This is a genomic window from Kistimonas asteriae, from assembly GCF_018263925.1.
Taxonomy (GTDB): domain Bacteria; phylum Pseudomonadota; class Gammaproteobacteria; order Pseudomonadales; family Endozoicomonadaceae; genus Kistimonas; species Kistimonas asteriae.
The window spans coordinates 108,167-122,459 of the sequence record NZ_JAEVHF010000008.1 but is presented as its reverse complement, the minus strand read 5'-3'; the positions used below and the strand labels follow the sequence as shown (position 1 = coordinate 122,459).

Genomic DNA, 14,293 nt, shown 5'->3' with positions numbered 1-14,293 from the left:
GCCTTCACTTCTACATTTTTAATACCCTGTTGAATTTCCCGAGACTGAATACAAGCAACCAAAATTACAACATAAACCACTCAAAAATCGTCAACCACTCTTGCATACACCCCTGACCCCTTAAATCGAAAACTAAAGACTTTCTGTCATTACCATGATCAAACCTATTCGAGGCAGCTCAGCATACCTTATTAACCAACTAAAGACACATTATTCAAGAGACAATGCTTAGAATTTGGAATTGCAATAATAAAATGATAAAACCTATCATCAAAAACTTCTCGCTGCTTTACATAAATACGCTTTCTAAAGATGTCTTGCAGAAGCAGCTTCAGAAATATAGCAACCTTACTTTCACCAAAGAAAAAATTCTCTTCAAAAACAAAAAATCGGTACTCATAAGTACGAAGTAGATCAATGACTTCGCTGCTACCTTCACGAATACAAGCCTCTTCAAACAAGATAATGGGTTTATGTTGTTCAATCGTGTTTTTTGCTCCCTGTAACACCCTTAACTCGTGACCCTCTACGTCTATCTTAATAAGCTCTATTCGAGAGGTTTGATCACTTAAAACATCATCCAAGGATTCAACATGAACATTAATAAAGGAAGAGGCATCATAATTTAAATCTTCTCCAGTAATCCTTGAAGCTCCCCAGTTTGTTTTATCTATCTTGAAATTCAAGATATCTTTTTTATCACTAAGGCCAACTTTTTTCGCCTCAATATTAGATATATCTTCAGTATTAATACCCAACAGTCTATATGTTTTCGGATTCGGCTCAAAAGCAATCACTTTCGAAAAGAACTTTGAAAAATAAATTGAATGATTACCAATATTTGCACCAATGTCCAGAGCTGTAGAGTTACGCTTTGCACTCAAACCCAATACTTTTGACAGCGCCTCAAGCTCATCTACTTCATATAAACCATCAACATTTATTTTGTGCAATATTGCATCGTAGGAAAACCCAACCATCGTAGGATGGTGAACACTATTCTTCTCTGACAAATACCTTAAAAAATAGTACACAAATTGACGAATAAACCTGTTTCTTTTCGTAGACTGTATGTCTTCTTGTCTTTTCATACCCCCCCCGAAACTTGCAGTTCAGCTTTTATACTAGTATTAGGGGATATCTTTGATTACGCCAGCCAGCCGTTAATGAAACACTCCACCTTGAAGATCAGACAGTATAGTGTTTATCTGAGCGTACTCAGAGCTGCCAATATTCTGCAATATATCCGGGTCGCTGATTGACTTTGCATGAAACAATAGAGTTAATAACTCTACTCTACTCTTTGGCAGAATCAGTCAGTTTAGGCGCATAACGCCTCGAAAAGGCTTGCAAGAAGAGCGGATGATTTTTGAAGTGAGTCAAATAGAACCTGAAGATAAGGACATTTTTGGATCATGGTGGGAAAAAACCGTCAGGACCCTTATCCTGACGGCCATGCTAGCCTACCTTCCACACCGTTTGGGGCAGATATACTTAAATGGACGGCAATCAATCACTAGATTTCCTGCAAATTGACCAAGACACGACCCACCTGTTTTCCTTTGAAAATACTTTCAATGTATTCCGGCAGCTCTGCCAGACACACTTCAGTGGTCATTTTTTCCAGCCCATCCGGCTGCCACTGACCCGCTAACAACTGCCAAATCGCCTCTTTTTTCTCCCGTGGCAGCTCAACAGAATCCACGCCCAGAAGATTGACCCCACGGAGGATAAAGGGAAACACCGTTGCCTGAAAACTGGGAGATGAGACCAGACCACAACAGGCAACACTGCCACCGTATTTCAGCGACTTGATGATATTGAACAAAATATCGCCGCCTACTGTATCGACAGCGCCCGCCCATGATTCCGGCAACAAGGGACGCTCCGATCCATCAGCGATGGTTTCACGGTCAATGACCTTACTTGCACCAAGTTCAGTCAGATAATCGGCCCGTTCCAATTTACCGGTGCTGGCCGCCACCGAGAAACCCAACCTTGCCAGAATCGCCACACTCAGGCTGCCAACGCCACCGGTTGCGCCACTGACAAAGACATCGCCCTGATCAGGCGCCAACCCCATCTGCAGAAGCTTTTCAACACAGAGCGCTGCCGTGAGACCCGCCGTACCAAAGACCATACTGTCACGCAGTGACAAGGGCTCCGGACAGGGAATCACCCAGTCACCCGGCACCCGAATATAACCACCAAAGCCACCTGGCGTATTCATGCCCAGGTCATATCCCGTAACAATCACCCGATCACCGGGCTGGAAACGGCCGTCACTGGACTGCTCGACAATACCTGCCGCATCAATACCCGGTGTGTGAGGGTATTGACGGGTGACCGCTTTGTTCCCTTTCGCTGACAGGGCATCCTTGAAATTCAGGGAAGAATACTGCACCTGAACCAGCACATCCCCTGCAGGCAAGGCATCAACCTCACGATCGATCAACGACAGGGAATAGACGCTTTCATTCGCTTTCTTGTCGACCCACAGGGCCTTGAACGTTGTCATTACACATTCACCTACACAAATGCGGCGCTATGAAAAAAAACGGCTGGCGGTCAAGCGATCCCACCAGGAAAGCACGGTTTGCTCCAACGCCTTCTGCGCACTGAAACCGAATTTTTCCGGCAAGGATTTTTTCTGGCTCCAGGTCACCTGGTACACCTGGCTGCCCGCGTTAACCGCATCACAGATATATTCATCACTGGTCTTCAGTTCGTCGACCAGTTGTCGATCCAGCGCCCGTTTGCCGTACCAGATCTCACCGGTTGCGGCTTCCTCAATATTCACCACAGGACGCTGTTCAACCACATACTCTTTGAACAGCACATGGGTATCTTCCAGATCCTGGATAAACTTTTCACGCCCCTTGTCAGTATTTTCACCCATCACTGTGAGGGTACGTTTGAATTCACCGGCCGTGTGCAGTTCAACATCCACATTGTGTTTTTTCAGTAGCCGATGAATATTGGGCAACTGTGCCATCACACCAATGGAGCCCAACACCGCAAACGGCGCAGCCAGTATTCGATCCGCCAGGCAGGCCATCATATAGCCACCGCTGGCAGCGACCTTGTCGACCGCTATCGTTAGTGGAATGCCCCGCTGCTTGATACGCTCCAACTGGGACGACGCCAGCCCATAGGCATGCACCATGCCGCCGGTGCTTTCCAGCTTCACCAGCACTTCATCCTCCTGGCGGGCAAGGCTCAACACCGCGGTAATTTCCTGACGAAAGTGCGCTACGGCAGAGGCCCGGATATCACCATGAAAATCCAGTACATACAGCCGCTTTTCCGGGGATTCAGCCCCCTGTTTTTTACGCGCTTTTTCCTCTTTTTTCAGGGCCTTGTGTTGCTGTTTTAACACCTGCTTGTCAAGAACCGCTTCTTCCAGCGCCGTTTTCATATCCTTGATGTCATCATTGAGATGGCGGATATCAAGATGCCCTTTTCCCTCTTTGCGACCTTTCTGGCCCAGTGACGCAACCGCACTGATGATCAACAGAATACTACCTACCAGAATGACCGCCTTGGCCAGAAACAATCCAAGTTCTGCAAGAAACTCCAATGCATCTCTCCTGAGTCAATAATGAGATCACACCTACAAATTGCCAATAGGATAAACCATAGCTCTGCGCTACCGAAATGCTTTTAGCATGCCATACTGCAAACACCACCAAGCTGTTGCGTTATTCACCTATTCAAGATTCAAACAAGTGTATGATTTTTTATTGACACCCCCGGTGAATACCAATAATCTCAGCGCAGCCTATTATGTTGGGTTACTCACTTTTTTACGCACCACAGCAGAAAGCAATAAGGGACATGACAATGGCGAGTATCACTGAAGTATTCGAGCAGATGAAAGACAAGTTCAATTCCGATGCCGCTGCCGGTCTTGATCTTGTGTTCCAGTTTGACATTGAAGATGGCGACACTTATCACCTGCTGATCAAGGACGGTGGTCTTGATATTGTCGATGGTGCCAACGACGATCCCAACGTCACACTGATCATGGACACCGAAACCATGATCGGCATCATGACCGGTGAAGTGGACGGCATGCAGGCATTCATGATGGGTAAACTGCGCGCTGAAGGCGACATGATGCTGGCAACCAAGCTGAGCGAACTGTTCCCTAACTAAGCACTGCGGAATCTCCTCATCAAGGTAACCTGACACCGGGTTACCTTGACATTTATCTTCCTTGCCTTAACTTCCAAAACGCTAATTAAGTTTCTCGCTAATGGTCTTTGCGGCCTCATTCACAGGCTCTGCCCTGACCCCATCCACAGACAGCAATACATTAAAGATAACCCCATCAACCATCGGCATATAGGGTGTCAGTTTTTCCTGCGCCTGCAATACGCTGATCTGATCATTGAACCAAAGCAATACCGGCCAGCTATCCATATCCGCGTAGGGTCTGTGGAGTGCCACCCGCTGACTCCCCTGTTCCTGCTCCTGTTCAAGGGTCAGGTATCGGCTCTGAATAGCCTGAAATCGGTAAATCGGTTCTGCAGGGAGTCCATCCGCCATATCCGGTGCCACACTCACGACAGCAAACTCTGCCCGCCACAGATCCCCTTGAACAGGTACCGTCAATTTCGTGGATTTTCCGCCTGTCAGCGTCATCTCGTATTGCTGGGGTGCTGTCTCGGTAAAACTGACCGTGGCAACCACTGTCTCATTTTGCAATGTGTGGTAATACCAAAGATCCCAGCCAACGACCAGAATGCAAAAACCACCTGATAACAGCAGCAATCCCAATGTACCTTTGAGCCACCCTACCACCCAGCGCATATCCAGCAACAGACGCCCTGCCAGCCAAAGCAGAACCAGCGCGACTATGGCTACGATCAATGTCATCACGGCAATGACCATGGTATTGTCTATCCCCGCTCACGTTTTCCTGAAATATCAGCCCTACCACCCAAGCTCAGCTTGTCGACACGGTATTGTCCACCATCGCTTTAGGGGCTAAGGTAAAATGTTGGCACTCTGTTAAGTGCACTTAATCTATCCTGAGATCACAATGCTAGAACTTTCAATGGACCCGGGACTTTTTGCTGTTTTATCCATCGTCGCCTTTCTGGCCGGATTTGTGGATGCGATCGCTGGCGGCGGCGGGCTCCTTATGATCCCGGCACTGCTTTCGGCCGGCATTCCTCCCCATATCAGCCTGGGCACCAACAAATTGTCAGCCAGCTTTGGCAGCTTCATGGCCTCTCTCACCTTCTACCGGAAAGGTATCTTCCGCCCCCGGTACTGGATACTGGCAGCATGCGCTACTGCCGTCGGCGCAACCGCTGGCACAATCAGCGTAGACCTGGTGTCTACAGAGTGGCTTAACCGACTGCTGCCCCTGGCGGTTTTCGCCAACGGCGTTTATATGCTACTGCATAAATCCAACAAAAAAGATGATGCTGTCCAAAAAACCACCATCCAACCCAACCGTATCATACAGTCTTTACAGGGGCTGGTTATTGGTTTCTATGACGGGTTTGCCGGCCCCGGCACAGGCTCGTTCTGGGCCGTCAGTAATATGAGCTTCCATCGCCTGAACCTGCTCCTGGCCTCAGGCGCCGCACGGGCAATGAACTTCATCAGCAACATTATTTCACTGCTGACCTTTGCCTGGCTGGGCCACGTAAACTGGATGCTGGGTATCGGTCTGGGCATCTCATTGATGGCAGGCTCCCTGCTTGGTGCGCATTCGGCCGTTCGACTGGGCAGCCGATTCATCAAACCGGTCTTTATTCTCGTTATCCTGGCGATCTCAATCCATCTGGTCATCAAACACTGGTTCTAACCCGCTTTCTTTTTGTTTTATACAACAAGCAATACCGCATCGAATGGAGAGCCAACCTCTCCATTCCAGCCAACACCTATGAAACCGTCTTTCTACCGGTAAGGTGCTGCTCAATCAACTGCCGGGAAAGCGTAAACATCGGGGGCAACTCTGGCAGCTGATCCATGTGAAACCAGCCACCCGCCTCCAGTTCATCCTTATCTAACACAAGCTCACCCGATTCAAACTCAGCGTGATAACCCAGCATCAGATTATGGGCAAACGGCCAAGGCTGACTGGCAATGTAGCGGAGGTTCTTTACTTTAACGCCCGATTCCTCATATACCTCACGAGCCAGCGCCTGCTCGACGGTTTCTCCCGGCTCTACAAATCCCGCCAACAACGTAAACATACCGGGCTTGTGGCGTGGGGAGCGGGCGAGCAGGATTTCATCACCTTTGCTGACAAGTACAATGACGCAGGGTGACACCGGCGGATAAACATGCGCCTGACACTGCGCACAAGCCTTGTAACGTTCTGCAGGAATAGCTGTCAATGTCCCGCCACAAGCCGCACAGTACTGTGTCTTGCGTCCCCAACTCAGTAATGAGGCAGCCATTGCCAGTGGCTCACCATCTGACTCAGCGGTCTGCGCCATGGCATTACGAAGGTCTTCACGCATGACTTCAGTGGGCGCACCAGCAAGCTCAACCGCATGAAAAATGGCCCGGGAATCACTCCCCAATACATAGTGCTGCACAATACTTTCCCGGGAAAACGCGTCCGGCACCCCCTTCGCACTGCATGACCAATACATAGCGCCCTGCTTATTCAGCAGCAACTCCCTGCCAGCAAACACTATGGCATAAACAGGCTTACCCGTGTCCTTATCTGTCAGCTTACGCCGGTCCAGAGAGTCCAAAGTACGACGGGAAGTTAATTCAGGCGGCAACGTGATACCCCAGTTCATCAAGAGCGTTCTCTGCCAGTCTCAGTGCATCAAACGGCATTGTTGCCGGGATATCCAGGGATTCCAGGTAAAATTCCAGACTGGAAAGCACATCAGCAAACACTTCCATCACCCGATCAGACGGGATGGATTCCTGTTCCATAATATGCTCCCGGATAAACTGGGCACAATACTGGAGAATATCGGAACAACGATCCTCATCCAGAAAATAGAGTCCACCCGCAATGGCTGAGAGCGAACGCGGCAAACTTTCCAAATGGATCTTGTCGTAGTCTGACTCAAGGTAGGCGGTCACAGCACGCTTAGCGAGCGTAATACCGGCCACTGCTTCAGACTGCACAACGGTACTGGCTTCCAGCAAGTGCCGCTCAGTAACATGATCCTCTTCATGCGGTTCTTCCGTGGCTCCTGGCTCGACGGATGGTCTGCCAGCACTCAACGCACTGACCATCGTCTCCACGTACAGCACAGCCTCAGCAACGGAGTCCAGCTCTTCTGAGGTGCCGACAGCCCCCACATCATGCCATTGCCTGACCAGTGGCTGTTGTCGCTGCAAGGTATTCGACGCCGAATGCAGACCAGTCATGGACAGCGTTTTACCCAGGCGGGCAATATGATTCTGTAACTCACCAAAATCCGGATCCTGACCAGCACCGCGCTCCAGCAGGTCAAGCGTATCCTTCACTGTCGCCAACTCTTCACCCAACGCTTCAGACAGCGACTGGAACACCCCGTTATCCGGCCCGGACATCACCTGCCGGGCATTGCCCAGCGAAACATCATTGAACGGGAGCGCTGTGATCTTGTAACGATTCCGGACCGCCTGCGCCAATTCGCTACCGCTATCAGCCAAAGCCAGCAAATATAACAACTCTTTCTGGTGCAACCGGGGAATATCAAGTACATGCTGACCGGCATGCAACTGCAACCGACGTATCTGCTGATCCAGACGGGAAAACAGAATCCGCCGGTTCGGCGTTAAAGCCATCTCGACATCGGTAATGGCTTCCAGGCAGGCCGCGGCGACCAGAAACAATTCCGTAATCGCTTCCTTTTGAGACAACCGATGCAGATGCAGCATACTGCGCTGCATCAGTTTAATCCCTGCGTAGGGCTTTTCCTGTGACATCATGCCCAGCAAACCCACCTGATACATCTGCCTCAAACGACGTATGGGTGATCCTCTGCTTTCCAGTGGTTTGACCAGAGGGGCAGACGCTTCAGACTTCACATCCAGCCGAACGGAAAAAAACCAGCTTTCGGGTAAGGCTGCTTCCCCCCTGGCCTTCCTGACCCGATTAATCTCTGGCAGCAACAGCTCAGGCAACTCATCACGCTGGGTTACGACGTAATCGAGGTAACGTTCCAGAATAAACAAACCCCGTCCCAAGCAATCGAGACGGTCATCGGTTACCGTCATGCTGCCCGGGGTCAGCAGCAGAGCCAGTTCTGTGAGCTCTATAACCAGAAGCTCTGCCCCATTGAGCTCAATCAGTGTCAGGATGCCGCCGATCTGCTGCAGGTCATCAATACACGCCTGCAGCGATACCCCCTGGTCCTGTGCTTCAGCAAAATGTTCCAGGGATTGAACCGCGTGCTGGAGTGTGGCGTCCAACTCATCACGCAGGGGATGCAGTGCATTGACTCCCGCCATGGGGTTACTCCTTGTCGTCGTATGCCTCAATCATCAAAGACAGGGGTTTGTTTGGACATCTGCGCCATGATGGCCTGCTTGAGATCATCCGATTGCAGCATGGCCGCATTCCAGGAGGCCACGTAATTCAACCCTTCCTCAACTGAGTGGTCACGGGTATAAATCAGCATTTCCTTGGTACCCTGCACGGCAATGGGGGATTTGGCCGCAATCAGCTGGGCTTTCTCCAATACGGCATCAACGAGACTGCCGTGATCCGGATACACCGCATTCACCAGGCCCGCCCTGCCGGCCTCATCACTGTCCATCACCCGACCGGTGTAGGCCAGTTCACGCATCAGGCCATCACTGATGATATGGGGAAGCCGTTGCAATGTACCGACATCCGCCGCCATGCCAATGTCCACTTCCTTGATGCAGAAACGGGCATCTTCTGTGCAATAGCGCATGTCACAGGCTGCGACCAGATCAATACCACCGCCATAACAACACCCCTGTATTGCCGCCAGCACCGGCTTACTGCAGCGTTCGATCGCACTCAGGGCGTCCTGAAGCTCCATGATTTTACGTCGCAACAGACGGGCGTTACGCCCGACGTCCTTGCCGAGAGAAGCACCCAGGCCAGCCATCATGGCCAGATCAATTCCGGCGCTGAAATGTTTGCCATTGGCACTGAAAACAACCGCACGGACGGAGGGCTCAGTATCAGCCCAGTCAAAAATAGCGTGAATCTCCCGCCAGACGTCTTCACTCATGGCGTTGGCCTTATCAGGACGGTTCAGCCTGACGTGCGCCACCTTATCAATCTGTTCCACCTCGAAGGTTTTATAATCGGACATCCTGCAACTCCCGTTTTTCTGGATCGGGTGGGAAGAACGCGCCAACTATATCAAGGCTTTCCCAACCGTAACAGAGTAACCCCGGGATTCAGTTAACCGCCTCACACTTTCCCCATTCCAGCAAAAACAGACGTTCTCACATTGAACAATCAAAAGGACGTGCCAAGCTCAAGCACTCCAACTCCATTCATATCACGGAAAAACCATACTTATGACTGCTGCAGTATGGCCCACCCTTGGGCATCGTTTTCTTGGTGATAGTCCCGTCTGGTATAAAAAAACTATTCTCCTCTTCCTTATCGTGAACCCCGTTATCTGGCTCTTTGCCGGCGGGCAGGTCTGCGCCTGGGTGATACTGGGGGAATTTATTTTCACCCTGGCCATGGCGCTGGAAGCCTTTCCACTACAACCCGGTGGCCTGCTGTTAATTGAGGCACTGGTATTGGGCCTGACCACACCCGAGAACCTTTACCGGGAAGTTCTGAACAATTTCCCGGTATTACTGCTGTTGATCTTCATGGTAACGGCCATCCACTTTCTGCGAGACTTGCTGATGGTGGTTTTTTGCAAGATCCTGACCGAAACCCGAAGTCAGGCTATGCTGGCCCTGGCCTTTACGACGTCAGCCGCTTTTCTCTCAGCCTTTCTGGATGCCTTGACCGTCACGGCGGTGATCATTACGGTGGCGACCGGTTTTCATGGGCTCATCCAGCATGCCAGACAATCCGACACCATCAGCAACACGGATTTTCAGCAATTCCGTGACTTCTTATGCGGACTGATGATGCATAGTGCCGTCGGAACAGCGCTCGGCGGCGTGTTCACACTGATCGGCGAACCCCAGAACCTGCTCATCGGTGAACAGATGGGTTGGGACTTCATGGAATTTCTCGCTCAGATGGCGCCGGTTTCTCTCCCGGTCTTTGTGCTAGGGCTGGCTACCTGCCTGTTTCTGGAGCGTTCCAGGCGGTTCGGCTATGGAATCACCATGCCTGAAACGGTGAAGACCTGCCTCCACAGCGTTTCCCTGGGTGACCTGACCGGCAGCCGTGACACCGACAAACTCACACTCTCCATACAGGCACTCTCCGCTGTTTTATTGATTACCGCGCTGGCATTGCATTTAGCAGAAATCGGCCTGATTGGTCTAATGATCATCATCCTAACCACGTCATTAAACGGCAATAACCGGGAAGAACAACTGGCAGAGGCATTTCGCGACGGCATGCCGTTCACCGCGCTGCTGGTAGTCTTTTTCGGGATTGTGGCCATGCTTCACGAACAGCACCTGTTCAGTCCCCTGATTGCCTGGGTTCACAGCCTGCCGGAAGAACAGCAAACCAGTATGATGTTTGCGGCCAATGGCATTTTGTCTTCTATCAGTGACAACGTCTTTGTTGCCACGATTTACATCGAGGAAACCCGTGCTGCGTTCGATAACGGCCTGCTGACACGGGAGATGTTTGAAAAACTGGCCATTGCCATCAACGCCGGCACCAACCTGCCAAGCGTTGCCACCCCCAACGGGCAGGCTGCGTTCCTGTTTCTGCTGACCTCACCGCTGGCGCCGCTGATTGGGCTCTCTTACAGCCGTATGGTGTGGATGGCATTGCCCTACACGATCGTGTTAACCATTTCAGGACTGGCCTGTACAACCTGGCTGCTGACATAACAGATAGGATGATTCAACAGTGGCAATGACAATATCGCCACTGTTGAACGGATTAAAGCCCACGATTACGACGCTCCTGAAGCATCACTCTCCGCTCTGAGAGTGGAATGTGCTTGGGCAAAGGCTTATTACGGGCTTTGGCACTGGGTAAATCGCGCAAAATTTCCTGCATACAGCTGTATGAGGATAATGGACGCTTAGGGCAACAAGAAGGTGAGGAAGAACAATGAGCCCTACCACTAACCAGCCTTATCCGCCGACTTCCTTTGGTGGCGATCACCGGCTCTTGAGACTGAATGCGGCCTGCGTTATATCCTGACCCATTATTTCCATCAATTCTCGACATGTGCTATTCCTTTAGCCCTAAATCCATGATGTGAATCTAATAAGAAGATCAACGCGTTTTTTATAAAATTATAGTTCTCTATCAAGGGTCACAATAGCATTCTACCCTACCTGCCAGAGGCAGTTACCACCGCTTTTTTTGCTAATTTCAGCCAGTTTTTCCTCATGAAGACGAAGCTCGCCCTCCGTTGCCATAACAACGGGGATCGCTGGACGATCCGCAGCCAAACGCCGGATGACAGTATCATCGCCCTCCGCGTCCGAATCAGACTGGGCACCAAGCAACAGGCTGGTTTGCCCACCCGTCATGTAGAGGTAAACATCGGCCAGGATTTCAGAATCCAGCAAGGCGCCGTGCAGCGTTCGGGACGAGTTATCGACGCCATACCGTTTACAGAGGGCATCCAGGCTGTTCTTCTGGCCCGGATGCTTCTTCCGTGCATACACCAAGCTGTCTGTGATCTTGCAGTAGCTTTCGATCTGCCCCGGTGATGGCTTCAGCTTTCCAAATTCATGGTTAATAAAGCCCACGTCGAACGGCGCATTATGAATTACCAGCTCAGCCCCCTTCACAAAGGCCAGGAATTCCTCTGCAATCTGGTGAAAGCGTGGTTTGTCTGCCAGAAACTCATTGGTGATACCGTGCACTTCCATGGCACCCGCATCAACCTCACGGTCCGGATTGATATAAACGTGATAATGGTTACCGGTTAACTTGCGGCCAATGACTTCCACACACCCAATTTCAATGATCCGGTGTCCCTGTGAAGGCTCCAGACCAGTGGTTTCCGTATCAAGCACGACCAGTCTTGACATCAGTTATCTCCTGCTTTCGGAATGCCGCGACGCGCCAGCTCATCGGCAATCTCATTCTCTCTGTGACCACTGTGACCCTTGATCCAGCACCACTCCACCTGGTGACGGGCTGCCTCACTGTCCAGGCGCTGCCACAAATCGACATTCTTAACGGGTTGTTTGGCGGCGGTTCGCCAATTATTGCGCTTCCAGCCCTTGAGCCATTCCGTGATCCCTTTGCGGACATATTGGGAATCCGTCGTCAGGCGAACCTGGCAGGACCGTGTTAAGGCCGCCAGCCCTTCTATGGCCGCCATCAGCTCCATACGGTTATTGGTGGTTTGGGCTTCCCCACCATACAGCGTTTTCTCTGTATCGCCATAGCGCAACAGAACACCCCATCCGCCAGGACCTGGATTGCCACTACAGGCGCCATCGGTGAATATTTCGACTACCTTGGCGGATCGGTTCTCAGACGCATCAGACACTCTTGGTAAACTCCCTGCGTGTTACATTGCATCCCGGGATGCCGTATTTCGGGCATAAGATGCCCCCAGCAGGCGCTTATGGGACGCCTGCCAGCGTGAATGATAGCGGGTCATTCCCGCACGATCTTTCGTGGCCACCAGCATATAAAAGCTCCCCGTCGGCAACTTCCTGAGCCCGGCATGATTCTGAAGCCAGGACTGGTGACTGGGCTTGAGATGAGAGCAGAACGGGTAAAGGTGACCGCCATAGTGCAAATGACAGCGACTGAAATTCAGCAATGTCAGCCAGTCTTCAATGCGCCGATGATGAAAATAGCGTCCGCGGCGCATGATACTGTTAGCCCCCATACCGAACAGGCGGTATATGCCCCACAAACTCAGAGGATTAAAACCGACAACAACCAGCTTCCCGCCAGGCACAATGGTTCGACAGGCTTCGCGAAGCACTCTGTGGGGCTTTTCTGAAAATTCCAGCACATGATGTAACAGCACCAGATCCATGCTCCGTGGTTGCACGGGCCATTCATTGACATCCAGCCGAATGACCGACTCTGACGGCGCCTCAGCCAGCGGTGTCAGCACCGTCCCGTGCACCACCTGACTGTAGTCGAGCAGCTTTCCATCCGGGCAAATACCCAGCATTACCGCATGATGGCCAAAGATACGCGGCAGCATGGCCTGCAGCATGCGTTCTTCCGATGCCAGGAGATAACGCCCCTTCCCCGTGGCCAGCCATTGCCTCGCCAGAGGCAGCTGGTCAGCAAATGTTTCGGTCTTTTTTGACGAGCTATGTCCGAACATTCGGTATCCGTTACTATTGGAAGTCAACTGGCAAACCGATAGGATGCCAGTAATCCCGGTTTCAGAGCACACCAGACGCCCATGATCAACGTAACCGGCCTTCCGGCCTTCAATGACAATTATATTTGGCTGCTGACTGATCCAGACAGCCGCCTCTGCCATGTCGTTGACCCGGGTGATGGTGACATCGTACTCAAAGCCTGCCGTGACAACAATCTGGAACTGGCGGGCATACTGATCACTCATCATCACGGTGACCATACCGGTGGTATACGGACGCTGCTTGCACACCACAATGTGCCGGTTTATGGGCCGGCCAATGAGCAAATCCCCGACCTGACACACCCCCTGTCTGAGAACGATACGCTGTTGCTCCATGGCTGTACATTCCGGGTTATCGAAACGCCGGGGCATACAGCGGGCCATATAGCGTATTACGGCGAGCCTGAGCAACAGCCCCCAATCCTGTTTTGTGGTGACACCCTGTTTGCCGGTGGCTGTGGACGGCTTTTTGAAGGTACGCCCGCACAGATGCTGGCGTCACTGACCAAGCTGTCAGCGTTGCCAGACTCAACCCAGATTTACTGTGCCCATGAATACACGCTGGCGAATCTGCGTTTTGCACAGACGGTTGAAACAGATAATGCGGAACTCCAGCAACGCCTGACCGAAGCAGAAGTACTCCGCCAAAGCGGCAAATCCACGGTGCCATCGGATATGGCCACGGAACGGGCCACCAACCCGTTCCTGCGGTCCAGTCAGGCAACCATCAAAGCCGCGGCAGAGCAGTTTTCTGGCCGCACTATGACAGACGATACGGACACCTTTGCAGCAATACGTCGCTGGAAAGACAGTTTCTGATTACCAGGGATATACTGTTATGAGAAACTACAGTCATTCACTGGTGCGCGTCGATCAATACCAGC

Annotated in this window: 14 protein-coding genes; 4 read left to right on the top strand and 10 right to left on the bottom strand. The window is 51.4% G+C overall.

Translation table 11 applies throughout. From position 1 onward, the window contains the following. Nucleotides 1-191: 191 nt before the first annotated feature. From KHS78_RS10980 to sohB, 3 genes are all read right to left on the bottom strand, one after another. Entirely contained in the window at nt 192-1,091 is a 900-nt protein-coding gene (locus tag KHS78_RS10980) for an FkbM family methyltransferase (RefSeq protein WP_211828398.1), read from the bottom strand. Between the two features lie 425 nt (nt 1,092-1,516). After that, nucleotides 1,517-2,518: a YhdH/YhfP family quinone oxidoreductase gene (locus KHS78_RS10975; protein ID WP_211828397.1), complete on the bottom strand. Its 1,002-nt coding sequence runs from the start codon at nt 2,516-2,518 to the stop codon at nt 1,517-1,519. A 27-nt stretch (nt 2,519-2,545) separates the two neighbouring features. Continuing rightward, on the bottom strand, nt 2,546-3,580 hold the full coding sequence (sohB, locus tag KHS78_RS10970; protein ID WP_211828395.1) for a protease SohB: 1,035 nt from the start codon (nt 3,578-3,580) through the stop codon (nt 2,546-2,548). A 263-nt stretch (nt 3,581-3,843) separates the two neighbouring features. Here sohB and KHS78_RS10965 point away from each other — a divergent pair, with 263 nt between their 5' ends. Beyond that, a complete protein-coding gene (locus KHS78_RS10965; protein WP_211828393.1) occupies nt 3,844-4,158 on the top strand; it encodes an SCP2 sterol-binding domain-containing protein in 315 nt (104 codons plus the stop codon). A gap of 81 nt (nt 4,159-4,239) precedes the next feature. Here KHS78_RS10965 and KHS78_RS10960 read toward each other — a convergent pair whose 3' ends face one another. Next, nucleotides 4,240-4,896, bottom strand: coding sequence for a hypothetical protein (locus KHS78_RS10960; RefSeq protein WP_211828391.1), 657 nt, complete (start codon nt 4,894-4,896; stop codon nt 4,240-4,242). Nucleotides 4,897-5,047: 151 nt separating this feature from the next. Between KHS78_RS10960 and KHS78_RS10955 the strand changes: the two genes are divergently transcribed. Further along, nucleotides 5,048-5,824: a TSUP family transporter gene (locus tag KHS78_RS10955; RefSeq protein ID WP_211828389.1), complete on the top strand. Its 777-nt coding sequence runs from the start codon at nt 5,048-5,050 to the stop codon at nt 5,822-5,824. Between the two features lie 76 nt (nt 5,825-5,900). Here KHS78_RS10955 and nudC read toward each other — a convergent pair whose 3' ends face one another. The 3 genes from nudC to KHS78_RS10940 are packed head-to-tail and all read right to left on the bottom strand — an operon-like array spanning nt 5,901 to nt 9,266. After that, nucleotides 5,901-6,773, bottom strand: coding sequence for an NAD(+) diphosphatase (nudC, locus tag KHS78_RS10950; RefSeq protein WP_211828379.1), 873 nt, complete (start codon nt 6,771-6,773; stop codon nt 5,901-5,903). After that, complete coding sequence (locus tag KHS78_RS10945; protein WP_211828377.1) at nt 6,745-8,427, bottom strand: FimL-related protein; 1,683 nt, start codon at nt 8,425-8,427, stop codon at nt 6,745-6,747. The genes nudC and KHS78_RS10945 overlap by 29 nt, the downstream gene beginning before the upstream one ends. A 26-nt stretch (nt 8,428-8,453) precedes the next feature. Then, entirely contained in the window at nt 8,454-9,266 is an 813-nt protein-coding gene (locus tag KHS78_RS10940; protein ID WP_211828375.1) for a crotonase/enoyl-CoA hydratase family protein, read from the bottom strand. A 211-nt stretch (nt 9,267-9,477) separates the two neighbouring features. Here KHS78_RS10940 and nhaB point away from each other — a divergent pair, with 211 nt between their 5' ends. Further along, nucleotides 9,478-10,938, top strand: coding sequence for a sodium/proton antiporter NhaB (gene nhaB / locus KHS78_RS10935; RefSeq protein ID WP_211828373.1), 1,461 nt, complete (start codon nt 9,478-9,480; stop codon nt 10,936-10,938). A gap of 447 nt (nt 10,939-11,385) precedes the next feature. Here nhaB and dnaQ read toward each other — a convergent pair whose 3' ends face one another. Genes dnaQ through KHS78_RS10920 form a run of 3 tightly spaced genes read right to left on the bottom strand, consistent with a single transcriptional unit; the run spans nt 11,386 to nt 13,367 of the window. After that, nucleotides 11,386-12,099, bottom strand: coding sequence for a DNA polymerase III subunit epsilon (gene dnaQ, locus KHS78_RS10930; RefSeq protein WP_211828370.1), 714 nt, complete (start codon nt 12,097-12,099; stop codon nt 11,386-11,388). Continuing rightward, complete coding sequence (gene rnhA / locus KHS78_RS10925) at nt 12,099-12,566, bottom strand: ribonuclease HI (protein WP_211828363.1); 468 nt, start codon at nt 12,564-12,566, stop codon at nt 12,099-12,101. The genes dnaQ and rnhA overlap by 1 nt, the downstream gene beginning before the upstream one ends. A 21-nt stretch (nt 12,567-12,587) precedes the next feature. Continuing rightward, nucleotides 12,588-13,367: a class I SAM-dependent methyltransferase gene (locus tag KHS78_RS10920; RefSeq protein ID WP_211828347.1), complete on the bottom strand. Its 780-nt coding sequence runs from the start codon at nt 13,365-13,367 to the stop codon at nt 12,588-12,590. Nucleotides 13,368-13,448: 81 nt separating this feature from the next. Between KHS78_RS10920 and gloB the strand changes: the two genes are divergently transcribed. Continuing rightward, nucleotides 13,449-14,228: a hydroxyacylglutathione hydrolase gene (gene gloB / locus KHS78_RS10915; protein ID WP_211828345.1), complete on the top strand. Its 780-nt coding sequence runs from the start codon at nt 13,449-13,451 to the stop codon at nt 14,226-14,228. Nucleotides 14,229-14,293 lie beyond the last annotated feature (65 nt).

Coding starts and splice junctions, on each gene's coding strand:
- KHS78_RS10980 (WP_211828398.1), bottom strand. CDS start 1,091: ATGAAAAGACAAGAAGACATACAGTCTACGAAAAGAAACAGGTTTATT.
- KHS78_RS10975 (WP_211828397.1), bottom strand. CDS start 2,518: ATGACAACGTTCAAGGCCCTGTGGGTCGACAAGAAAGCGAATGAAAGC.
- KHS78_RS10965 (WP_211828393.1), top strand. CDS start 3,844: ATGGCGAGTATCACTGAAGTATTCGAGCAGATGAAAGACAAGTTCAAT.
- KHS78_RS10960 (WP_211828391.1), bottom strand. CDS start 4,896: ATGGTCATTGCCGTGATGACATTGATCGTAGCCATAGTCGCGCTGGTT.
- KHS78_RS10955 (WP_211828389.1), top strand. CDS start 5,048: ATGCTAGAACTTTCAATGGACCCGGGACTTTTTGCTGTTTTATCCATC.
- nudC (WP_211828379.1), bottom strand. CDS start 6,773: ATGAACTGGGGTATCACGTTGCCGCCTGAATTAACTTCCCGTCGTACT.
- KHS78_RS10945 (WP_211828377.1), bottom strand. CDS start 8,427: ATGGCGGGAGTCAATGCACTGCATCCCCTGCGTGATGAGTTGGACGCC.
- KHS78_RS10940 (WP_211828375.1), bottom strand. CDS start 9,266: ATGTCCGATTATAAAACCTTCGAGGTGGAACAGATTGATAAGGTGGCG.
- nhaB (WP_211828373.1), top strand. CDS start 9,478: ATGACTGCTGCAGTATGGCCCACCCTTGGGCATCGTTTTCTTGGTGAT.
- dnaQ (WP_211828370.1), bottom strand. CDS start 12,099: ATGTCAAGACTGGTCGTGCTTGATACGGAAACCACTGGTCTGGAGCCT.
- KHS78_RS10920 (WP_211828347.1), bottom strand. CDS start 13,367: ATGTTCGGACATAGCTCGTCAAAAAAGACCGAAACATTTGCTGACCAG.
- gloB (WP_211828345.1), top strand. CDS start 13,449: ATGATCAACGTAACCGGCCTTCCGGCCTTCAATGACAATTATATTTGG.